Below are 20835 nucleotides of genomic sequence, written 5' to 3'. Positions count from 1 at the left end.
GCACGCTCGACCGCAGCGGTCACCCTCGGGCGACGAACGTCAGCGCCCGAGGAATTTCTGAAGCGAAGCCAGCTCTTCTTCGGTCGGGCCGTCCTTCTTCGCGGCGCCGCCGAGTCCGAAGCCCGATCCGCCGCCCGGGACCGCCGGCTTCACGCCGGACGACAGTGCAGCGTTCTCCGCGGCCCGCTTGGCCGGGTTGCCGGAGCGCGAACCCTTCTTCTTCTGCTGCTGCTTTCCGCGACCGCCCGTGAATCCGGCGCCGGGGATCGGCCCCATGCCCGGAACGTTCGGCACGCCGCCCTTGGCCACGGTCTTCATCATCTTCGCGGCCTGCTCGAACCGGTTGACGAGCTGGTTGACCTCGGTGACCGTGGAGCCGGCACCCTTCGCGATGCGGAGACGGCGCGAACCGTTCAGCAGCTTCGGGTTGGTGCGCTCAGCCTTCGTCATCGACTGGATGATCGCCTCGGTGCGCACGATCTCTCGCTCGTCGAAGTTGTCGAGCTGCTGCTTCATGGCGCCCGCGCCCGGCAGCATGCCCATCATCTTCTTGATGGAGCCCATGTTGCGCAGCTGCTGCATCTGCTTGAGGAAGTCGTCGAGCGTGAACGTGTCTGTCGCGAACTTCTCGGCGACCTTGCGCGCCTCGTCTTCGTCGAACGCCTCCTGCGCCTGCTCGATGAGGGTGAGGATGTCACCGAGGTCGAGGATGCGGCTGGCCATGCGATCGGGGTAGAACGGCTCGAAGTCGTCGAGGGTCTCACCGGTCGAGGCGAAGATGATCGGACGCCCGGTGACCGACGCTACGGACAGCGCAGCGCCACCGCGGGCATCTCCGTCGAGCTTGGTCAGCACGACGCCGGTGAAATCGACCCCGTCCTGGAACGCCTTGGCCGTGGCGACCGCGTCCTGGCCGATCATCGCGTCGATGACGAACAGCACCTCGTCGGGGTCGACGGCCTTTCGGATGTCGCCCGCCTGCTTCATGAGCTCAGCATCGACGCCGAGACGGCCGGCCGTGTCGACGATGACCACGTCGTACTGCTTGGTCTCGGCGAACTTCATCGCCTCTTTCGCGACCTTGACCGGGTTGCCGACACCGTTGCCCGGCTCCGGCGCGAACACGGGGACGCCCGCCTGCTCGCCGACGATCTGCAGCTGGGTGACGGCGTTCGGGCGCTGGAGGTCGGCCGCGACCAGCACAGGAGTGTGGCCGTCCTTGGCCAGCCACTTCGCCAGCTTTCCGGCGAGCGTGGTCTTGCCGGCGCCCTGGAGGCCAGCGAGCATGATCACGGTCGGCGGCTTCTTCGCGAACTGCAGGCGGCGCTGCTGGCCGCCGAGAATCGTCACGAGCTCTTCGTTGACGATCTGCACGACCTGCTGGGCCGGGTTCAGCGCCTTGTTGACCTCGTCGCCGAGCGCGCGCTCGCGTACGGTCGACGTGAACGACTTGACGACGTCGAGCGAGACGTCGGCGTCGAGGAGCGCGCGACGGATCTCGCGGACGGTGCCGTCGACATCCGCAGGCGACAGCTTGCCCTTGGTACGGAGGTTCTTGAAGGTGTCTGCGAGCCTGTCAGACAGGGTTCCGAAAGTAGCCATGGTCCAGACAGTTTAACCGGCGGATGCTGAGCGCACGCGCGCGTTCAGCCCGCGGCGCACATCCGGCCACTCCTCGGCGAGGATCGAGAACATCACGGTGTCGCGCACGGTGCCGTCCGGTCGGCGCATGTGGCGCCGGAGCACGCCCTCGTAGCGAGCGCCGAGGCGGTCGATGGCGCGTTGCGAACGCTCGTTGCGGATGTCCGTCTTGAGCTGCACGCGCCCGGCGCCGAGGGACTCGAACGCGTGCTCGAGCAGCAGCAGCTTGGTCTCGGGATTTACGGCGGATGCCCACACGGCGCTCCGGTACGCCGTCGAGCCGATCTCGAGCCGCGCATCCACCGCCGCGGCGTCGAGATACGACGTCTGGCCGACGACCGTGCCTGCGGGCAGACCGCGGTAGTCCACCGCCAGCCGGACGATCCACTGGAAGCGCGGACCCGCGAGGAGCGCATCCTCGAGGCGTTCCTGGAGAGCGGCGACGTCGACCGGGCGACCGGCGATGTACCGCCACACGGTGTCGTCGTCGAGCGCCGCGAACAGCTCGCGCGCATCGCGCTCCGGATCGCGCACCCCGGTGAGCGTCACGACCCGGCCGCGCAGTTCGACCGCCGCATCCATCGGCCACGCGAGCTCCGGCCACACCACGTCGTCGGGCCGCGTGTCCTCCCGCGGCCGGAACGGCTCCCCCATCAGCCCTGCATCTCGACCGCGACGACGTCCCCGCGGATATCGAAACTGACGATCAGCACGGAGTCGGTGTCGTCCGGGCTGATCGAATAGTCGAACGTCGCGAACACGTCCTCCTCATCCGAACGCTCCGGAAAGAGCGAAACGCGCATCAGCTGCAGCGACCGCAGCACGTCGACGGCGATGTCGCCCGAGTTGTGCACCAGGAGGTCGAGGAGGCTCTCCCCCATCTCGTCCATCTGCTGGTCGACGTAGTTCACGGTGGCGGATGCCTGCTCGCTCAACTGCGCGACCAGCGCATCCCTCGCCCGAGCGTCGAAGCCTTCGAGCGCCTGGATGAGGGACGCGGCTGCGTCGAGCGAGTTCTCGGTGACCCGGGACTCACGGTCGGCCTGCAGCTCCAGTTCGACGGACTGGTCCCCCAGTTCGACGCTGTCCTGCCAGGCCAGGCCGCCGCTCGCCGTGTCGTCGATGATGCCGAAGAAGTCGTGTTCGATCGCCATCGGACCCTCCTAGCCGATCAGCTGCTGTGCGAAGACGTGCGGTGTGAAGCCGGTCAGGTCGTTGATGCCCTCGCCCTGGCCGACGAGCTTGATCGGGATGCCGGTCTTCTCCTGCACCGCGAGGACGAAGCCACCCTTGGCAGAGCCGTCAAGCTTCGTGAGCACGAGTCCGGTCACTCCGGCGTGCTCGATGAACGCCTCCGCCTGTGCAAGGCCGTTCTGTCCGGTCGTCGCATCGAGCACGAGGAGCACTTCGGCGATCGGCGCCTGTTTCTCGACCACTCGCTTGATCTTGGACAGCTCGTCCATCAGGCCGCCCTTGGTCTGCAGCCGGCCCGCTGTGTCGATGATCACGATCTCGATGCCGTTCGCTTTCGCGCGCTCCACGGTCTGGAAGGCCACCGACGCAGGATCCTGCCCCTGCTGCTGCGGGCGCACGATGTCGGCGCCTGCACGTTCCGCCCAGGTCGCCAGCTGCTCGACCGCTGCGGCACGGAACGTGTCGGCCGCTCCGACGATGACGCTGCGGTCGTAGGTGCGCAGGAACTTCGCAAACTTGCCGATTGTTGTCGTCTTGCCGACCCCGTTCACCCCGACGACCAGCACGATCGCCGGACGCTCGGAGAGCTTGAGGGTCGGGTCGAGTTTCGACAGGCGTTCCTCGAGAGTCTCGCGCAGCATCCGCTGCAGGTCGGCGGGGTCGGTCGTGCGATACCGTTCGACCTTCGCGCGCAGGTCGTCGACGATGGCTTCGGTCACATCCGGTCCGAAATCGGCTGTGATGAGCGCGGTCTCGAGGTCGTCCCAGGTGTCGTCGTCGATGGTCTTCTTCGCGAACATCCCGCGCAGGGCGCTCGACAAGGACCACGGGGTACGTTCAGCCATGCTTTCACCCTAGTTGTTCGTGGGGCGCCTCTTCCCGCGACGAGTCGACGGGCGCTACGTTTTCACAATGGGTGACGATACGAGCGCGGGGGACGCCATCGTCCGTGTGCTCGTATTCCTCGACGCGGAACTGCGTGAGCAACTGGCCGCCGTTCGTCGGGACGATCCGGATGCAGTCCACCAGGCGCGCATCCGCGTCCGGCGCATCCGCAGCGTCCTCGCCGCGTACCGCCGCCTCTTCGCGCGCGGGCAGACGGAGGACCTGCGGCGGGATCTCCGCACGCTCGGGACCGCGCTCGGCTCGGCGCGCGACCCGGAGGTGCGCGCGAAGTCGATCGAAGATCTCCTGCAGGCGCGCACCTCACCGCCGGTGATCGACGCGGTGGAGGGGCTGGCCGCGCACCAGGTGCAGGAATACCGTGGCGCGCACGCGGAGCTCCTGCGGCTCTTCGACAGCCCCGACCACGCAGCGCTGCTCGACCGGCTCACCCGGTTCGCCGTCGACCCTCCGCTGCACCACCGGGCGGGTCGCCCGGCCAGGCGCTGGTTCCGCACAGCACTCCGCCGCGAGGTCGCGCGCGTCGATGCCCGGGCGAGGGCGGCCGCCGACCTCCGGCTGGAAGGCCTGCACGACCTGCGCAAGAAGACGCGCAGACTCCGCTACGCCGCCGACGCCGTCTCGAGCGAACCCGCACCCGTCCTCGGTGCGAGGACCCAGCGGCTCGCCTACGCGGCGGAGACGGCCCAGGACGTGCTGGGCGACCACCGGGACGGCGTGCTTCTGGCCCGCCATCTCCGGGACGCGTTGCACGACCGCTCGCTCGGGAGGTCGGCTTCGACCGGAGTCGGGATCTTCGCGGCGCGCAGCGAAAAGCAGGCGACGCGCGAACTCGACCGTCTCGATGTGGCGCTCGACGGCATCCGAGAGCTGTACCCGCCGAAAGGCTAGGAGGCCTTCTCCTGGGCGACGCGCTGCCCGACCACCGCTGACACGCCGTCCTGTCTCATCGAGACGCCGTAGAGCGCATCGGCGATCTCCATCGTGCGCTTCTGGTGGGTGATCACGATGAGCTGGCTCGACTGGCGGAGATCCTCGAAGATCGTCAGCAGCCTGCCCAGGTTCGCGTCGTCGAGGGCCGCCTCGACCTCGTCCATGATGTAGAACGGGCTGGGGCGCGCCTTGAAGATCGCGATCAGCAGGGCGACGGCTGCGAGAGACCGCTCGCCGCCAGAGAGCAGGGAGAGCCGCTCGATCTTCTTGCCCGCAGGTCTCACCGAGACTTCGATGCCCGTGGTGAGCATATTCTCGGGGTCGGTGAGCTGGATGCTGCCCGAACCGCCGGGGAACAGCACGGGGAAGACTTCGCCGAACGCCGTCTTCGTGTCCTCGAACGCGCTCTGGAAGATCGACTGCATCTTCTCGTCGATCTCTTCGATGATGGTCAAGAGGTCGCGTCGCGTGTTCGTCAGGTCGGTCAGCTGCTCCGTGAGGAATTTGTGACGCTGCTCGAGCGCGGCGAACTCCTCGAGCGCCAGCGGGTTCACCCGGCCGAGCTGGGCGAGCTTGCGCTCGGCCTGGGCGAGACGCTTCTGCTGCTGCTCGCGGTCGAAAGGTCGGGTCTCGGCTTCTCCGGCCTCCCGGGTGTTCTCTGCGTCACCGGCGCCCGGCTTCACATCCACCGGCACAGGAACCTCGGGGCCGTACTCGGCCACCAGAACATCCTCGACGAGGCCGAGCTCGCTGCCCGCACGCTCGAGAAGGCTCGACAGGTGGAGCTTCTTCTCGTAGATCTGCAGTTCCAGGCCGTGCACGTTCTCGGTGATCGCCTGCAGCCGCTCGCGGAGCGCGCTCTCGTCACGCCGGAGACCGGCGAGCTCTTCGTTCTGGCTTGCGCGCTGCGCCTCCGCCGCGGCCAGTTCGACACGCGCCGATGCCACCGACCGGTCGACGGAATCAAGCACGGCGGGAAGAGCCTCGATCACCCGCGTCGCGGCGTCGACCTGACGCCGACGGATGACCGCGCGGCGGGCGGCCTCCTCGGCTGCAGCGCGTTCCGCTTCGAGCTGCCTGGCGAGCGCCTCGCCGCGGGCCTGCTCCGCGCGCACCCGCTCTTTGGCGGTCTCCACGCCGAGGCGCGACTCGACCTCGGCCTCGCGAGCGGCGTCGAGCTCGGTGGACAGGGAGTCGCGCGCACTGACGTCCAGGATCGGCCGGGGACGCGCGCGGGCCGTCTCGAGTTCGGCCTTGGCCTTCTCCGACGCGGCCTCCGCATCCGCCACCCGCTCTTCGGCGAGACCGAGTGCGACGCTCAGTCGGTCGAATTCTGCCTGGGACGCCTCCATCTGGACTTTGAGCCTGTTCAGCTGCTCGGTCTGCGCCGCAAGCTGCGCGTCGAACTCGCGCAGGGCCGCCAGCGCTGAGGCGGACTGCTCCTTCGCCACCTGGAGCACACCGCGCTGCTCGGCGAGAGCGAACTTCGCCCGGTCGATCAGCGACGTCACCTCGCCGAGACGGTCCTCGGCTGCGTCGCGGTCCGCGATCAGCTCGATGCGGCTCTGCTTCGCGCCGGAGCCTCCCCGGAGGACGAACTCGGTCAGCACGTCGCCGCCGCGCGTGATGATGGTCACGGGAGCGGCGAGGCCACGCTTCGCGAATTCCGCTGATGCCGCACGCGCGACATCGAGGTCGTCTGCGATGGCCGTGTACGTGAGCACACCGAGAACGCCGTCAGGGGCGTCGACCACGGATCGCGCGGCGACCACGCCGGCGATGCCAGAAAGGTCGACGGCGGGTGCGGCGGCCGCTGCGATGATGACCTCCACGCGGCCGAGATCGTCAGCGGATGCGTGGGCGACCGCCTCGAACGCTGCGTCCCGGTCCTCGGCGAGGACAGCATCCGCCAGCGACCCGAGCGCCGCGGCGACCGCGGCCTCGAACCCCGGATGCACGCGGATGTGCTCGGCAGCCAGGCCGCGAACCCCTGCGAGCCGCGCAGCGACGAGAGCGGCGGAGCCGTCCTTCTGGTTGAGCGCCTGCGACAGAGCGCTGGTGCGCGCAGCGAGGGCGTCCCGCTCGCGCTCGAGAACATGCAGCTCCTCGCGCAGCCGCTCGATCTCGCCCTCTGCCTCGAACACGTCGGCCTGGGCCAGCTCGTAGGCCTCGTCGAGGTTCCCCTCACTCGCGTCGCTGATCTCCGCTTCGGACTCGCGCACGGCGAAATCAGTGCGCGCCTTCTCCTTGCGTTCCGTCGCAGCATCGAGTGCGTTCTGCTGCCGCAGCACCTCGCCGCGCACGGCGGCAAGGCGGGAGGCGGCAGCGTCGGCCTGGCCGGTGAGCTTCGTGATCTCGAGGTCGTGGCGCGAGACGAGAGCGCTCTGGGCGGCGATCTCCTCATCCACCGAATCGAGACTCGTCCGCGCCGCGCGGGTCGCGGCCTGGGCGGCGATCCAGGCGGCCTCCGCCGCGGTGACGACGGCACGCAGCCTCTCGACCTCGGCTCGCGCATCCTCGACCATCTGCGGCGAGACGCCGGGGGCGGCATCCTGCGCCTCAGCCTGCGAACCCAGCAACGCAAGGCGCTGGTTGGCCATCGTGTACAGGTTGCGGAGCCGCTCCTGCACCGACTCGAGCCCGAACGCGGTGCGGCGCGCGACATCCACGTCGTCGCCGACCTGCGCCTGCTCGAGTCGCGCGATCCGGAGCTGTTTCTGCTCGAGCTGCTCCTGCAGCACGATGCGCTCGCTGTGCCGTTCGCTCTCGGTGCGGCCGTGCGCGTCGAGTGCCGTTCGCAGGGAGACGACCTCGTCGGCGAGCAGGCGGGCACGCGCATCGCGCACGATCGCGGCGATCGACTGCGCTTCGCGCGCGATCTCGGCCTGGTGCCCGAGTGGTTTGAGCTGACGCCGGATCTCGCCCGCGAGATCGCTGAGCCGTGTCAGGTTGGTCTGCATGGCCTCGAGCTTGCGGAGGGTCTTCTCTTTGCGCCTGCGGTGCTTGAGGATGCCCGCCGCCTCTTCGATGAAGCCGCGGCGATCCTCGGGACTGGCGTGCAGCACCGCATCCAGCTGGCCCTGTCCGACGATGACGTGCATCTCCCGGCCGAGCCCGGAGTCGCTGAGGAGTTCCTGCACGTCGAGCAACCGGCAGGCCTGTCCGTTGATCGCGTACTCGCTGCCGCCGTTTCGGAACAGGGTGCGCGAGATCGTGACCTCGGAGTACTCGATCGGGAGGGCACCGTCGGAGTTGTCGATCGTCAGGGTGACCTCGGCGCGGCCGAGTGGTCCCCGGGTCGACGTGCCCGCGAAGATGACGTCCTCCATCTTGCCGCCGCGCAGGGTCTTGGCCCCCTGCTCGCCCATCACCCAGGCGAGCGCATCGACGACGTTGGATTTGCCCGATCCGTTGGGGCCGACGACACAGGTGACCCCGGTCTCGAAGGCGAACGTCGTCGGCTGCGCGAACGACTTGAACCCTTTGAGCGTCAGGCTCTTCAGATACACCTGCCGCCCTTTCGTTCGCTGGTCGCGTGGTTGTCCCGAGCAAGATTACCCAACCCGCGCCCCCACCCCGTGCACCCCACGCCCCGGAACCCCTGTCGAGCACAGGAAAAGCGGGCTTCTGCGCGTCGCATTCGCCCGCTTTTCCTGTGCTCGACGGCCTGGTTGAGGGATGGGCGTCAGCCGACGCCCAGGTAGGCCTCTTTGATCGCGGGGTTGGCGAGGAGCTCCTTGCCGGTGCCGGAGTGGGTGATGGACCCGGTCTCGAGGACGAAGCCGCGGTTGGCCCGGGCGAGGGCCTGGTTCGCGTTCTGCTCGACCAGCAGGATGGTCGTGCCCTGCTGGTTGATCTCCGTGATGATCGAGAAGATCTGCTTGATGAACTGCGGAGCGAGGCCCATGGAGGGCTCGTCGAGCAGCAGCAGCCTCGGTGCCGACATCAGCGCGCGGCCGATGGCGAGCATCTGCTGCTCGCCGCCCGACATCGTCCCGCCGACCTGGGTGCGACGTTCGGAAAGCCGAGGGAACAGCGAGAAGACGCGATCGAAGTCGGCTTCCATCCCGCTGCGGTCCTTGCGGCCGAAGGCGCCCATGTCGAGGTTCTCCAAGACCGTCATGCCGGGGAAGATCCCCCGGCCTTCCGGTGCCTGCGAGATCCCGCGGACGACGCGGATGTGCGCCTTCATCTTGGTGATGTCCTCGCCCTCGAACATCAGGCTGCCCTTCGACGGGTTCAGGAGACCGGAGATGGTCTTCATCGTCGTCGACTTGCCCGCCCCGTTCGCACCGATGAGGCTGACGATCTCGCCCTCCTCGACCGAGAACGACATGTCGTGGATCGCCTCGATGCGCCCATACGAGACGCTCACGTTCTTCAGCTCAAGCAACGTCATCTTCAGGCTCCCCGAGGTAGGCGGCGATCACGCGCGGGTCGTTGCGGATTTCGACGGGGATGTCGTCGGCCAGTTTGCGTCCGAACTCGAGAACGACGATGCGGTCGGTGACACCCATCACCAGGCGCATGTCGTGTTCGATAAGGAGCACCGTATATCCGTCGGCCCGGATCGTGCGGATGAGGTCCATCAGGTCCTCTTTCTCCGCCGGGTTGAATCCGGCCGCCGGTTCGTCGAGGCAGAGCAGCTTGGGATCGGTGGCGAGCGCGCGCGCGATCTCGAGCCGTCGCTGATAGCCGTACGGGAGGTGGCGTGACGCCGTATTGGCCAGGTCGGCGATACCCACGAACTCGAGCAGCGCCATCCCTCGCTCGATTGCGGTGCGCTCCTCGCGGTGGTGCCGTGGGAGGCGCAGCAACGCGCCGGGCACACTGGTGCGGTGGCGTGCGTCGAGGCCGACCACGACGTTCTCGAGGGCGCTCATCTCACCGAAGAGGCGGATGTTCTGGAACGTGCGCGCGAGTCCGAGGCGGGTGATCTGGTGCTGCTTCTGCCCCTTGAGCGATTTGCCTTCGAGGAGCACGTCGCCGCTGGTCGGCTTGTAGACGCCCGTCATGGCGTTGAAGCAGGTCGTCTTGCCGGCACCGTTCGGCCCGATGAGCCCGAGGATCTCCCCGCGCTTGATGTCGAAGGTCACGTCGTCGAGGGCGAGCAGGCCGCCGAATTTCACGGTGAGATTCTTCACCTCGACGAGTTTGTCCCCCACCTCCACCGCGATCTCGCGGTCGGGGGCAGCCGCTTCCGCGACGTCGAGGTCGACGTTGAGCTCTTCGAGTACGGTCGGATCGGCACCGACCTCTGTCAGGTTGTCGGCGTCTTCGGTCATGCTGCGCCTCCCTTCGATACGTCGGACACCGGTTCGGACGGTGGTGGCGCCGCCGGCTTGGCTCGCAGGTACTCGATCGCGTGACGACCGTAGGCGAGCAGCCGCTGCTTCGCCGGAATCAGACCTTTCGACCGGTAGATCATCAGCAGGACGAGCGCGATGCCGAAGATCAGGTACTTGTAGTCGGCGATCGCGGTGAACCGCAACGGGATGTACGCCACGATCGCACCACCCAGGAGAGCACCGACCTTGTTCCCGGAACCACCGAGGACGACCGCGGCGAGGAACAGGATTGACGTCTGGACATCGAACTTCTGGTTGTTCACGAAGCCGACCTGGCCCGCGAAGAGGGCGCCGGAGAGACCGCCGACGGATGCCCCGATCGCGAAGGCCCACACCTTGTACTTGAAGGTCGGCACGCCCATGATCTCCGCGGCGTCCTCGTCCTCGCGGATCGCGATCCACGCGCGACCGACGCGGCTGCGTTCGAGGTTGCCCACCAGCAGCAGCACGATGATGATGATCACCAATGTCAGCCAGTACCAGGGAATCCCGTTGGTGTTCGAGAAGATCGGGATGCCGTTGGCGCCGACACCCGGCGGGTGGCCGACGTTCTGGAATCCGACCTGCCCTTGCATCGCCGGGATGATCGTGGCGAGGATACGCACGATCTCACCGAAGCCGAGTGTCACGATCGCGAGGTAGTCGCCGCGGAGGCGGAGCGTCGGCACACCGAGGATCACCCCGAAGGTCATCGTCACCGCCATCGCGACCGGGATGGTCCAGAGGTACGGGATGTGGATGAACGGCGAATCCGGGCTCGTCAGCATCGCCGCGGTGTAGGACCCGACAGCGAAGAACGCCACGTACCCCAGGTCGAGGAGGCCGGCATAGCCGACGACCACGTTCAGCCCAACCGCGATGAGCGCGTACACCGCCATCGCGAAGCACGCCAGCGGCCAGTCGTTACCCGGCTCCGTCGTGAGGGGGAAGAAGTTGAGGTACGGCAACGCGAAGGCGATCGCGACGACGATGAGCATCCACAGCCACTGGACAGCGCGGGGAAGCCCGTTCCACCGGTCCCGCAGGGGCTGCAGGAAGCCGGACCGCCTCTTGGTCTGGGCCTCCGCATTGTCGAAAGCCTGCTCGCTGCGGGCATCGGGCAGGACACGAGGTCCGTCGTTGGTGCTCATGCTCTGCTCCTTCCCAGTGACGTTCCGAGGATTCCGGTGGGTTTGATGAGCAGCACGAGCACCAGCACGACGAACGCGACGACATCCGTCCACTGCGAGTCCCCGAGCAGGATCTGCCCGTAGTTGCCGATGACGCCGAGGAGCAGGCCGCCGAGCAGTGCGCCCCTGACGTTGCCGATACCGCCGAGGACGGCCGCGGCGAACGCCTTGACGCCGAGGATGAAACCGCCGTTGTAGATCACGCCGCTCGGCACGAGCATCACGTAGAACAGCGCCGCAGCTCCCGCCAGCAGACCGCCGACCACGAAGGTGATCACGATGATGCGCTCCTTGTTCACGCCCATGAGGGTCGCCGTGTCCGGATCCTGCGCGACCGCGCGGATTCCGCGGCCGGTACGGGTGCGGCGGATGAACATGTCGGTGAGCACCATCAGGATCACGGCCGCGATCACGATGATCAGCGACTGGATGTAGATCGTGGTGTTGAAGACGTCGAACACCGGGATGGCCTTGAACATCGTCACAGATGGCTCAGCGTTCGCGCCACGCACGATGAAGATCGTGTACTGGATCGCGAACGAGGCACCGATGGCGGTGATGAGGAACGCCAACCGTGGCGCGTTGCGTTTTCGAAGCGGGCGGTATGCCACGCGTTCGAGCAGGAACGCTGCGACCGCCGACGCCAGCATGCCGACGATGAGCGCGAGTAGGAGGTCGCCCACGATCGCCGGAACCGAGAGGTTCGGGGCCGAGGGACCGAAGCCCAGCGCGGAAAGCGTGATCACGACACCGTAGGCGCCGATGATGAACACTTCCGAGTGGGCGAAGTTGATGAGGTTGAGCACGCCGTAGACGAGCGTGTAGCCGACGGCGATGAGTCCGTAGATCGCCCCGAAAGTGAGGCCGTCGAAGGTCGCACTCCAGAAATTCTGTACCAGGGCGTTCACATCGAAGTTGATCCACGAATTATCGAGGACCGGGTGGAGAATCAGTGCTTCGAGCATTCAGGCATCCAGATCTTGACGAACACGGATCGACAGTGATCCGCGTGGATTGCGGCCGGGGGTGAAGGGGGATGCCGCGGGCCACGCCGGGCGGGCCCGCGGCATCCTCATCTCATTCGGCTAGCCGATGGTCCCGATCGGGACGATCTTGCCGTTGTCCACCTTGTAGCCGTAGACGGTCGGGGCCTGCAGTTCGCCCTTCGAGTCCCACTTGTAGTGCTTGCTCAGGCCGTCGGCGTCGTACGACGTGACGAAGCTGAGCAGGTCGGCACGGGTCGTCTTGCCCTTGTCGATGCCGGACAGCAGCACGGTGGCCGCGTCATAACCTTCGATCGAGTAGGTTCCGGGCTCGATCGAGAACGCCGACTTGTATGCGCTCTCGAAGCTCGGGATCAGCTCACCGGGGATGCAGGGGCAGGTGAAGTAAGCGTTGCTCGAAGCGTCGCCGGCCAGCTTGATGAACTGGTCGTCCTTCACACCATCGGGGCCGACGAACGTGCCCGTGTAGCCCTTGTTGACCAGCTGCTGGTCGAACGGCGCACCCTCGGCGTAGTAGCCCGAGTAGTAGACGGCGTCAGGCTTCGCGTTGATGATCTTGGAGATCACCGCCGAGAAGTCCTTCTGTCCGGTGGTCACCTTGTCGGTACCAGCAAGGGCGCTGCCGAGGCCAGCCGACACGGATGACGCAAGACCGATTCCGTATGCGCTGTCGTCCTGAACCAGGTAGACCTTCTTGGCCTTCAGCTTGTCCGTGAGGAACTTCGCCGCTGCCGGACCCTGGACGCCATCATTGCCGAGGCCGCGGAAGAAGGTCTTCCAGCCGTTCGTCGTCAGCTCGACGGCGGTCGCGGACGGTGTGATGTGCACCAGGCCCTGCTGCTCGAAGATGTTCCCAGTCGCCTTCGACTCACCCGAGAACGGGAGACCGACGACGCCGATGATGTCCTTCTCGTTGACCGCCTGGGTCACCGGGCCGGTCGCCTTGGTCGGGTCGCCCTCTGTGTCGAACTTCTTGAATGCAACCTGGCATCCCTTGTTCGCCTGGTTGTGCTGTGTGATGGCGAGCTGCACGCCGTTGTAGATGTTGATACCGAGCTGTGCGTTGGCACCTGTCTCCGCGCCGACGTAGCCGATGGTCAGCCCACTCGGGCAGGTCGCCTTGCCGTCACCCGCGGGAAGGACAGCGCCCTTCGGGGTTTCGATCGAGGTGATCGCCGGAATGTTGACCTTCGAGTTGTTGCTCGTCGATCCGCCGGTGGATGCCTGGTTGGCACACCCAGCGAGGAACAGGGCGACCGACGCTGCGACGGCCACTCCCGCTATTGCTTTCTTTCGTAACATGTGATTCTGCCTCTCGACGGGAATCCGTTACGAGGCCGCGAAGTGCGGCCTCGTCCCACGAATATGTGCCCTGAGCCTACAAGGAATGCAGGCGTCTGCATCGTGTTTCCACGCGCAGATTTACCTGATCGAAACCAAACCGCCCGGGGCCTTTTGCCCGCGGATGCAAGGCGATAGGCTGGTCGGCTCGGCACTCCCGGTCGGCGCGTGAGGAGGATGCACGTGGCAGGGGTACCCGGTCTGACGCTCTCCGAGCTCGCGGTTCCCGAACGCATCGGCGGCGCCGGATCCGCGGTGTTCGAGGAACTCGTCGCGATGGTCAACGGCATCTCCGTCGAGTTGTGGGGCAACCACGATTTCGTCTATTCGGCCGAGGCGGAGCTCCCTGCGTTCGGCCCGCAGGAGTTCCTGGAGCGCGTAACGTTCTTCGCCAGGCTCGACGGCATCATGGTCGGCCGCGTGATCGCCGAGTTCCCTCTCGAGCCGGACGCCATCACCGCGACGCTCCTCGTCGACGTCGTCCCGGCGGCCCGCGGGCTCGGGATCGGCTCCGCGCTTCTCGCGAAGGGCGAGGAGCTGGTTGCAGACGGCGGCCGCACGTCGATCTCGGCGTACACCGAGTATCCGGCATCCCGCTTGGTTGGCGGCTCTCCGCTCATCCGCCCCGAGGTCGGTCCGAACGGCGTGCCGGCCGACTCGCCTGACACCCGTTTCGCGCTCGCCCACGGATATCGGCTCGGCCAGATCGAGCGGTCGAGTGAACTGCCGCTCCCCCTGCCGCCCGGGCGCCTTGAGGAACTGTTCAGCGAGGCGGCACGCGCGGCAGGACCCGAGTACCGTGTGCTCGGCTGGTGGCGGCATGCCCCGGACGAGTACGTCGCCCAGTTCGCCGCACTGCGCGCTCGCATGACCCGCGACGTTCCCCAGTCGGGAATCGCCCTCGACGACGAGGAGTGGACGCCCTCACGCGTGCGAGAACTCGAGCAGCTGATGATCGACCGCGGCGAGCCGTTTCTCTGCTCTGTTGCCGAGCACATCCCGACGGGCCGCCTGGTCGCGTACACCGACCTCGTAGTGCCGGAGGGCGGAGGCAAGGTGGAGCAGCACGACACGCTGGTCGTCCGCGAACACCGCGGGCACCGGCTCGGGATGCTCGTGAAAGCCGAGAACATCCGTCGCCTCGCCGAGCTCAGCCCCGACGCCACGCGCATCCTCACCTGGAACGCCGACGAGAACGAGCACATGCTGGCCGTCAACGACGCCTTCGGGTTCCGGCTGCACGGTCTGGTCGGCAACTGGCAGAAGTCGCTCGCCTAGCTGTTCGCCGTGCGCGGCGTGCGGAGCCGCTGGCAGTACGGGCAGAGATGCGACGAGCGGTTCATGAACTGCTCGCGCACGATCGGTCGGCCGCAGCGGGGACATGGACGCCCCTCCTGGCCGTACACGTTCAGGCTGTGCGAGAAGTAGCCCGACGCCCCGTTGACGTTGACGTACTGGGCGTCGAAGCTCGTGCCGCCCTCCGCGAGCGCGCGAGAGAGCACGAGGCGGATCTCGGCGAGGAGCACACGGATGCGCACCCGGCTCAGGCTCGCCGTCGGCTGCGCGTAGTGCATCTTCGCGGCCCAGAGCGCCTCGTCCGCGTAGATGTTTCCGATGCCGCTGACCACGGTCTGATCAAGGAGCGCCCGCTTGATGCCGGTGCTCTTGCGCGCGAGGATCGCAGCGAAGCGCTGGTCGTCGAACGCGGGATCCAGCGGATCACGTGCGATGTGCGACACTCGCTCGGGAACGAGCGGCTCATCCGTGCCGAATCCGCCGGGCAGACCGTCGGAGGTCGGCACCAGGCGGTCGACGGCCATCGACCCGAAGATCCGCTGGTCGACGAAGTTGACCCAGAGCTCGCGGTGTGCCGGGCTCTCGATGTGGAGCCGGATGCGCAGCAGTCCGCTCTCCGCCGTGCCGGGTTCGCGCACGAGGATCTGGCCGCTCATCCCGAGGTGCGCCACGAGGGCGCAATCGGTGTCACCCTCCGATCGCGGGCGGAGCGGGATCCAGAGGAATTTGCCGCGCCGGGCAGGAGCGCTCATCACCCGGCCTGTGAGCAGCGCCTCGAAATCGCCGGTCGCCGGGTCGTGCCTGCGCAGGGAGCGCGGCTCGAAGACGTCGACTCCGGTGATGGTCGCATCCGTTACCGCGGGCTCGAGTCCCGCGCGAACGACCTCAACCTCGGGGAGCTCTGGCACGTCGTTTGGTGAGTTCGGTCCAGGCCGTGAGCGCCGCAGCCATCTCGGCCTGCTTCTTGCTGGTCCCAACGCCGGTTGCGACGACCAGGCCGGACACCTCGACCGTGGCCTGGAAGACCTTGCTGTGGTCGGGACCCGTGTTCGTCACGGTGTACTGCGGGAGCCCCGCACCACGGTGCGCGGCCGCCTCCTGGAGGCTCGTCTTGGGATCCATCGCTGCGCCGAAGCGCGCCGGGTCGTCCAGGAGCGGCTCGATGAGACGGAGGACGAGCGCCGTCGCGACATCGCCTCCGGCGTCGATGTAGGCGGCGCCGATGAGGGCTTCGACTGTGTCCGCCAGGATCGATGCCTTGTCGCGACCGCCGCTCTGGTCCTCCCCCCGGCCCAGCCGGAGGTACTCGCCGAGGCCGATGCCGCGGGCGACTTCCGCGAGAGCCACGGAACTGACCAGACTCGCCCGCCGTTTGGCGAGGTCTCCCTCGTCGAGATCCGGGTTCTCCCGGTAGAGCTTGACCGTCACGGCCTGCCCGAGGATCGAATCGCCGAGGAACTCCAGGCGCTCGTTGTTGGGAATGCCGCCATGTTCGTACGCGTACGAGCGATGAGTGAGCGCAAGTTCGAGAAGCCCAGAGTCGATGTCGACTCCGAGCTTCTCGAGGAGGGCACTCCGATCGGGATGTGCGCTCAGCATTGCGTCGTCACGTGCGCGCTGACTAGACGTCGGCGACCTTGCGACCCTTGTACTCAAGGAACAGAGCGGTTCCGGCAGAGTCCTCGACGACCTTCGCGCGGTGCGGGAGGCTGTAGGTGACCTTGCCGTTCTCCACGGTCTTGACGAGCGTGGGGACCTCGGCCTTCCACTGCGAACGACGAGCGTGCGTGTTGGCGCGTGACTTCTTCCGCTTCGGAACAGCCATGACTATCTCTCTTCTCTGTCTGCAGGACTGGCGTGGCCAGCACTGGTGTCTTCGGAAGCCTGGAAACCAGCAAGCGCAGACCATCGCGGATCTGCGATTTCTCGTGGCTTGTGGTCCGGTCTGTCCGCCAGCCGTTCACCGGTCTCTGGGTCGAGACCTGGGCAATCCGGCCGGCATACCGGCTGAAACGGTAGTGAAAGCACTACCGCGTCCCTGATCAGAGGTTCAAGATCCACGTGGTCGTCGTGAACCTCAAAATCAAAAGCTTCGTCAGAAGAATACGCGAAAAGTTCTTGGAAATCGACTTGGACCGGCACCTCGATGTCCGTGAGGCATCGTCCGCACACGCCGACAGCGGTTGCGGACAGCTCTGCACTGACCAGGATCCCCTCGTGCATCGACTCGAATCGGATGTCCGCGTCGATCACGGAGCCCTCGGGGACGCTGACCAGCCCCTCCCCCATCTTCGCGTCGACAGGGAACGTTATCTCCTGCTCGCGCATCTCGCCGGGGCGGTGCATGAGGTCGTACACATGAAGGGTGTACGGGGTCGTTCTGAACTTGGTCACGATGACCGATTCTACGCGTTCGTCGGGCGCACTCCCGCTGTCGGCGACCAGGACGGCGGGATGAGCGACACGGGTGCCAGCAGCGCCTTCACTCTCACTGCGCGACCTGCGTGCGCTTCAAGGCCGGCCAGGGCATCCTCCAGGTCCTCGGGGACCCCGTGGGCGATGTAGCGCCCCGGCGGACCGAACGACTCGCGTTCCACCGACGTCAGCAGCCTGTCGACCGCAGCCGACCGCGCTCCATCGCCGATGGCTTCCCGCAATCTCTCAGCGAATGCACGGGGAGTCTCCGTGTCGGGCACGGACCAGCCGAGGTCGCGCGCGGTGTCGCGCAGTTCGTCCCAGGCCACGACAGCGAGCCCCCACTCGTCCCGGAGCTTCCTGAACCGGCTGCGACGCCGGAGCCTGCGCAGAACCGCCGGGGTGAGGAGCAGCAGGATGACGAGCAGGGTCACACCGAAAGCGGAAGCGATCGGCTGAACCGCGTTGACCGGCGCGCCCGTCGCGCTGTTCGGGCCGTTCGTGATCTCGGGGGCGAGGGATGCATGACCTGCGGCGCCGGACGCCGTGGGGTTCGGGCTGGACGTGCTGTTCGCCGACTGCGGCAGGGTATATGACGGGACGATCCCGCGGGAGACGGTGGGCTCGAACGCGACCCAGCCCACGCCCGCGAAATACAGTTCCGGCCAGGCGTGCAGGTCGTCGCTGGTGACGGTGTAGACGCCCGGGTTGTTCACCGAACCGCCGTTCGAGGTGCCCGGCAGGTAGCCCTCGGTGACACGGGAGGGGATGCCGAGCGTGCGGGCCATCAGCGCCATCGCCGAGGCGAAGTGCACGCAATAGCCGCTCTTCACCTCGAGGAACTTCGCGATGACGGCGCCCCCGTCACCGTCGTAGCCCTGCTTGAGCGGCGTCTGCACGGAGTAGACGAAACCGTTGTTGCGGAAATAGTTCTGCAGGTCGACGGCCATCTCATACTCGTCGATCGCGCCCGTGGTGGCCTTGATCGCGGTCGTCTTGATGATCGGCGGGAGAGTGGACGGCACGAAGAGGTCACGGGAGATCGACGCGGGGACGAAACCGCCCGCCACCTTCAACTGGTCGGCGGTGGGCTCGATCTGGAGGCTGGTGACGGTGTACTGCTGCCCCTCCGTCGACGTGCCGACGCCGCCGATGGTCAGATCGTCCGGATCCCAGGACCAGGTGCCGTTCAGGCCGTGAACTCCCTTGACCGGGAAAGGCACCGGCAGCCACCGGCTCTGCATGTTCGCGATCTGGATGCTCGTGCTGACCCTGGTCGTCTTCACCGCATTCGACAGCCCGGTGACGGGACCGATGCTGTTGCCGACCGGGAGCCGCTTGGTGTCGCGTTCGCGGTGCTTCCAGACCGTTCCCGTGAATTCGTCGAGCGACGCGAGTTTCAGGTACTCCGCAGTGCTCGCGGTCGTCGTGTATGTCAGCACCTTGACCGCCGCCGGCCTGCGCAGGTCGCGCCCGAGGTCGATGAGCGGGGTCACGGTGCCGCCGATGGAGATGCCGCCCGCTGTGAACGAGCTCGCGCCGCCGCGATCGAGCCCCGGCGCGGTGGCAGAGAGGATGAGCGCCACGATGATCGACCCCGCCGCGATCGAGAGCGACGCTGTCGGTCGCGGAGAACCGGGCCTGCGCGTGCGCACGTCGCAGCGGAGCAGGTAGAGGAAGGCTGCGGCCGATTCGGCGAGCGCGATCGGAGCGACTCCGTCGCCGAGCAGGGCGGCGGGCACGATCAGGACGGCGATGATGCCGATGGCCGAGAACGCTGGGATGCGGAAAGCGATCGCGGTCGTGTCGAGGAAGAGGGCGATCAGGCCGGAACCGGCGACGATGAGGAACATGAACTCTGGCAGCGGCGGGGCCGGTGTCCCCTGCTGGTAGATCGAGAGCATCGCCTGGTCGAAGAGGTCGCCGAACTTTCCGAAGGTCGCCGGTGTCGGGAGCACACCGAGCAGGCCGGTCCCTCCCCCGAAACCGATCGTCATGATGATGCCGTACTCGACCACCAGCAGAAGCGGCACGACTTTCGGGGGCACCCCGAGCATCCGGAGCCCGGCACCGCCGACCAGGATCAGGGATGCGGCGAACAGCATCAGGAACCACCAGCCGAAACCGTCGATCAGGCCGATCAGGGCGAAGCTCACTGCGAGGACCATCAGGAGGAGCGCCGATGTGAGCCGCCAGTATCCCGATCTGCGCGCCACCCGCTCGCGGGCCGGCACCGCTGCGATGCTAACCATGCTGAGCCGCCATCCGATGACGCCCGAGCGCCTGCTGCCATGCCGCGACCGTTCCCTCGGCATGGCTGAACGGCACACAGATCCACCCGGCGTCGGTCAGGGTCTCCATCACGGTGGGATCCGCGCTCGAGCCGACGAAGGCTACGGCGGGATCGCACATCTGCCGGAGGCCGGCCAGAGCGCCGATCTCCTCGGTCGAACCCGCGAGGAGCATCGCGAAGACAGGAACGGCCCTGCCGCTGCGCCGCAACCCAGCAGACAGTTCTGCAACGGCGTCGTCGCGGAACTCAGTGGTCTGCTCGATGCTGGCGAGGTCCGCGAGCAGGAGGCGGTCAGCCCCACCCAGGTCGTACGTGGGCGTCGTACTGCCCATGGTGCCTGAGCGTCCGGCTCCGGTGCGGCCGCCGAGCTGGCGCGGCGCCGTCTCGACGATACTCACCACGAACTCCTCGTCGAGCAGGTGCACTCCGACCGAGGCGACCAGTTCGACCAGCTGCTCGAACTCGGCGTCCGCACGTTCGGCGGCACCGGGAACGACGAAACGATCATGCTGCAGAGTGTGCGTGTCGAGCAGGATCCAGGCCTCCGGATTGCTGCGCTGCTCCTCCTGCCGCACCATGAGCTTGTCGTGGCGAGCTGTCGCCCTCCAGTGCACCCTGCGCAGCGGGTCTCCCGGGCGGTATTCCCGCGCGATCAGCTCGTCCGCGCTCGGGATGCTGTGCCGGAGCAGTTCGTGCTCCGTGCCCTCGCTCCGCGCGATGTCGAGTTCGCCGCGCGACAGAGCTCGAACACGCGGCGTGACGACGAGCTGGCGGGACTGCCCGAGCGTGTACTCGGCGTAGGCGAGGCCGAACGGGTCGGTACGGCTGAGGATCAGGGGGCCGACACCGTGCGAACCGCGGTGGGTCGCGCGCACATCCTGCCGCAGCGTGACCGTATCCCGGGCGCGGTGGATGGCCGGCTGGTGGGCGTCGAGGCGGGGAAAGGGCGCGGACGGCTGCACCTCCAGGCCGCTCGGTGCGAACTCGCGCCAGCGGGCAGGAGGGCTGGGTCGCGGGGACTCGTTCCGTACGGTCGTCGACACGGTCGCTGTCTCGCCCACGGCCACCACATCCGGATGGAAGGCGCGCGTCACGCCCATCCGCGGCCGGTCGACCGTGACGGAGATCATCGCGGCCAGCGGCACGGTGACGAGGAAGAGTCCGACGAACAGCACGTCGGAGCGCCCGAACAGGATCGCCGCAATGAGCGCCGCGACACCGACCCCGAACAGCGTCCAGCCGCGCGCGGTCGGCCGTGGTTTGCGGACCGGCGAAGACGAACGCTGGCGCCCGGTCAT

At 67.2% G+C, this 20835-nt stretch carries 18 protein-coding genes; 2 read left to right on the top strand and 16 right to left on the bottom strand.

The genetic code is table 11. The features are described from left to right. Positions 1-39 precede the first annotated feature (39 nt). From ffh to ftsY, 4 genes are read right to left on the bottom strand one after another with little or no spacing between them, the layout of a single operon-like run. Complete coding sequence (gene ffh / locus ACV7NN_RS19005; RefSeq protein WP_463351111.1) at positions 40-1602, bottom strand: signal recognition particle protein; 1563 nt, start codon at positions 1600-1602, stop codon at positions 40-42. Between the two features lie 12 nt (positions 1603-1614). Next, on the bottom strand, positions 1615-2295 hold the full coding sequence (locus ACV7NN_RS19000; protein WP_463351110.1) for a GNAT family N-acetyltransferase: 681 nt from the start codon (positions 2293-2295) through the stop codon (positions 1615-1617). Next, the gene (locus ACV7NN_RS18995) at positions 2295-2795 is read right to left on the bottom strand and encodes a DUF2004 domain-containing protein (RefSeq protein ID WP_463351109.1); all 501 of its coding nucleotides are present in this window, start codon (positions 2793-2795) and stop codon (positions 2295-2297) included. The genes ACV7NN_RS19000 and ACV7NN_RS18995 overlap by 1 nt, the downstream gene beginning before the upstream one ends. 9 nt (positions 2796-2804) lie before the next feature. After that, a complete protein-coding gene (ftsY, locus tag ACV7NN_RS18990; protein WP_463351108.1) occupies positions 2805-3680 on the bottom strand; it encodes a signal recognition particle-docking protein FtsY in 876 nt (291 codons plus the stop codon). A gap of 67 nt (positions 3681-3747) precedes the next feature. Between ftsY and ACV7NN_RS18985 the strand changes: the two genes are divergently transcribed. Beyond that, positions 3748-4629, top strand: a complete 882-nt coding sequence (locus tag ACV7NN_RS18985; RefSeq protein WP_463351107.1) for a CHAD domain-containing protein — start codon at positions 3748-3750, stop codon at positions 4627-4629. Here ACV7NN_RS18985 and smc read toward each other — a convergent pair. The 6 genes from smc to ACV7NN_RS18955 all read right to left on the bottom strand — a co-directional run bounded on the left by smc (position 4626) and on the right by ACV7NN_RS18955 (position 13467). Further along, positions 4626-8180: a chromosome segregation protein SMC gene (gene smc / locus ACV7NN_RS18980; protein ID WP_463351106.1), complete on the bottom strand. Its 3555-nt coding sequence runs from the start codon at positions 8178-8180 to the stop codon at positions 4626-4628. The genes ACV7NN_RS18985 and smc overlap by 4 nt on opposite strands. Positions 8181-8356: 176 nt before the next feature. Next, the gene (locus ACV7NN_RS18975; protein WP_463351105.1) at positions 8357-9070 is read right to left on the bottom strand and encodes an ABC transporter ATP-binding protein; all 714 of its coding nucleotides are present in this window, start codon (positions 9068-9070) and stop codon (positions 8357-8359) included. After that, a complete protein-coding gene (locus ACV7NN_RS18970) occupies positions 9057-9956 on the bottom strand; it encodes an ABC transporter ATP-binding protein (RefSeq protein WP_463351104.1) in 900 nt (299 codons plus the stop codon). The genes ACV7NN_RS18975 and ACV7NN_RS18970 overlap by 14 nt, the downstream gene beginning before the upstream one ends. Further along, the gene (locus tag ACV7NN_RS18965; protein WP_463351103.1) at positions 9953-11149 is read right to left on the bottom strand and encodes a branched-chain amino acid ABC transporter permease; all 1197 of its coding nucleotides are present in this window, start codon (positions 11147-11149) and stop codon (positions 9953-9955) included. Before ACV7NN_RS18965 ends, ACV7NN_RS18970 begins: the two co-directional genes overlap by 4 nt. Continuing rightward, on the bottom strand, positions 11146-12153 hold the full coding sequence (locus tag ACV7NN_RS18960) for a branched-chain amino acid ABC transporter permease (RefSeq protein WP_463351102.1): 1008 nt from the start codon (positions 12151-12153) through the stop codon (positions 11146-11148). The genes ACV7NN_RS18965 and ACV7NN_RS18960 overlap by 4 nt, the downstream gene beginning before the upstream one ends. Before the next feature lie 120 nt (positions 12154-12273). Continuing rightward, complete coding sequence (locus ACV7NN_RS18955; RefSeq protein ID WP_463351101.1) at positions 12274-13467, bottom strand: branched-chain amino acid ABC transporter substrate-binding protein; 1194 nt, start codon at positions 13465-13467, stop codon at positions 12274-12276. A 249-nt stretch (positions 13468-13716) separates the two neighbouring features. Between ACV7NN_RS18955 and ACV7NN_RS18950 the strand changes: the two genes are divergently transcribed. Continuing rightward, complete coding sequence (locus ACV7NN_RS18950; protein WP_463351100.1) at positions 13717-14811, top strand: GNAT family N-acetyltransferase; 1095 nt, start codon at positions 13717-13719, stop codon at positions 14809-14811. Here ACV7NN_RS18950 and mutM read toward each other — a convergent pair. The 6 genes from mutM to ACV7NN_RS18920 are packed head-to-tail and all read right to left on the bottom strand — an operon-like array spanning position 14808 to position 20835. Then, positions 14808-15737 carry a bifunctional DNA-formamidopyrimidine glycosylase/DNA-(apurinic or apyrimidinic site) lyase gene (mutM, locus tag ACV7NN_RS18945; protein ID WP_463351099.1) on the bottom strand — a complete coding sequence of 310 codons (930 nt, stop codon included), beginning with the start codon at positions 15735-15737 and terminating at the stop codon, positions 14808-14810. The genes ACV7NN_RS18950 and mutM overlap by 4 nt on opposite strands. Then, the gene (rnc, locus tag ACV7NN_RS18940) at positions 15715-16428 is read right to left on the bottom strand and encodes a ribonuclease III (RefSeq protein WP_463351098.1); all 714 of its coding nucleotides are present in this window, start codon (positions 16426-16428) and stop codon (positions 15715-15717) included. The genes mutM and rnc overlap by 23 nt, the downstream gene beginning before the upstream one ends. A gap of 22 nt (positions 16429-16450) precedes the next feature. Continuing rightward, positions 16451-16654: a 50S ribosomal protein L32 gene (gene rpmF / locus ACV7NN_RS18935; RefSeq protein ID WP_077053432.1), complete on the bottom strand. Its 204-nt coding sequence runs from the start codon at positions 16652-16654 to the stop codon at positions 16451-16453. A 2-nt stretch (positions 16655-16656) separates the two neighbouring features. Beyond that, the gene (locus ACV7NN_RS18930; RefSeq protein WP_463351328.1) at positions 16657-17175 is read right to left on the bottom strand and encodes a YceD family protein; all 519 of its coding nucleotides are present in this window, start codon (positions 17173-17175) and stop codon (positions 16657-16659) included. A gap of 59 nt (positions 17176-17234) precedes the next feature. Beyond that, positions 17235-19496 (bottom strand): transglutaminase TgpA family protein, encoded by a 2262-nt coding sequence (locus tag ACV7NN_RS18925; protein WP_463351097.1) that lies wholly within the window; start codon positions 19494-19496, stop codon positions 17235-17237. Further along, positions 19489-20835, bottom strand: a complete 1347-nt coding sequence (locus ACV7NN_RS18920) for a DUF58 domain-containing protein (RefSeq protein ID WP_463351096.1) — start codon at positions 20833-20835, stop codon at positions 19489-19491. Before ACV7NN_RS18920 ends, ACV7NN_RS18925 begins: the two co-directional genes overlap by 8 nt.

The sequence above is a fragment of the Leifsonia sp. Ger2509 genome, assembly GCF_055231915.1.
Note: the sequence above shows the minus strand (reverse complement) of the source record. Positions and strands in the feature narration are given on the sequence as shown.

Excerpts from the sequence above, each read along its gene's own strand:
- ffh (WP_463351111.1), bottom strand. The coding sequence starts at position 1,602 with ATGGCTACTTTCGGAACCCTGTCTGACAGGCTCGCAGACACCTTCAAG.
- ACV7NN_RS19000 (WP_463351110.1), bottom strand. The coding sequence starts at position 2,295 with ATGGGGGAGCCGTTCCGGCCGCGGGAGGACACGCGGCCCGACGACGTG.
- ACV7NN_RS18995 (WP_463351109.1), bottom strand. The coding sequence starts at position 2,795 with ATGGCGATCGAACACGACTTCTTCGGCATCATCGACGACACGGCGAGC.
- ftsY (WP_463351108.1), bottom strand. The coding sequence starts at position 3,680 with ATGGCTGAACGTACCCCGTGGTCCTTGTCGAGCGCCCTGCGCGGGATG.
- ACV7NN_RS18985 (WP_463351107.1), top strand. The coding sequence starts at position 3,748 with ATGGGTGACGATACGAGCGCGGGGGACGCCATCGTCCGTGTGCTCGTA.
- ACV7NN_RS18975 (WP_463351105.1), bottom strand. The coding sequence starts at position 9,070 with ATGACGTTGCTTGAGCTGAAGAACGTGAGCGTCTCGTATGGGCGCATC.
- ACV7NN_RS18970 (WP_463351104.1), bottom strand. The coding sequence starts at position 9,956 with ATGACCGAAGACGCCGACAACCTGACAGAGGTCGGTGCCGATCCGACC.
- ACV7NN_RS18965 (WP_463351103.1), bottom strand. The coding sequence starts at position 11,149 with ATGAGCACCAACGACGGACCTCGTGTCCTGCCCGATGCCCGCAGCGAG.
- ACV7NN_RS18960 (WP_463351102.1), bottom strand. The coding sequence starts at position 12,153 with ATGCTCGAAGCACTGATTCTCCACCCGGTCCTCGATAATTCGTGGATC.
- rnc (WP_463351098.1), bottom strand. The coding sequence starts at position 16,428 with ATGCTGAGCGCACATCCCGATCGGAGTGCCCTCCTCGAGAAGCTCGGA.
- rpmF (WP_077053432.1), bottom strand. The coding sequence starts at position 16,654 with ATGGCTGTTCCGAAGCGGAAGAAGTCACGCGCCAACACGCACGCTCGT.
- ACV7NN_RS18930 (WP_463351328.1), bottom strand. The coding sequence starts at position 17,175 with ATGCACCGCCCCGGCGAGATGCGCGAGCAGGAGATAACGTTCCCTGTC.
- ACV7NN_RS18925 (WP_463351097.1), bottom strand. The coding sequence starts at position 19,496 with ATGGTTAGCATCGCAGCGGTGCCGGCCCGCGAGCGGGTGGCGCGCAGA.
- ACV7NN_RS18920 (WP_463351096.1), bottom strand. The coding sequence starts at position 20,835 with ATGACCGGGCGCCAGCGTTCGTCTTCGCCGGTCCGCAAACCACGGCCG.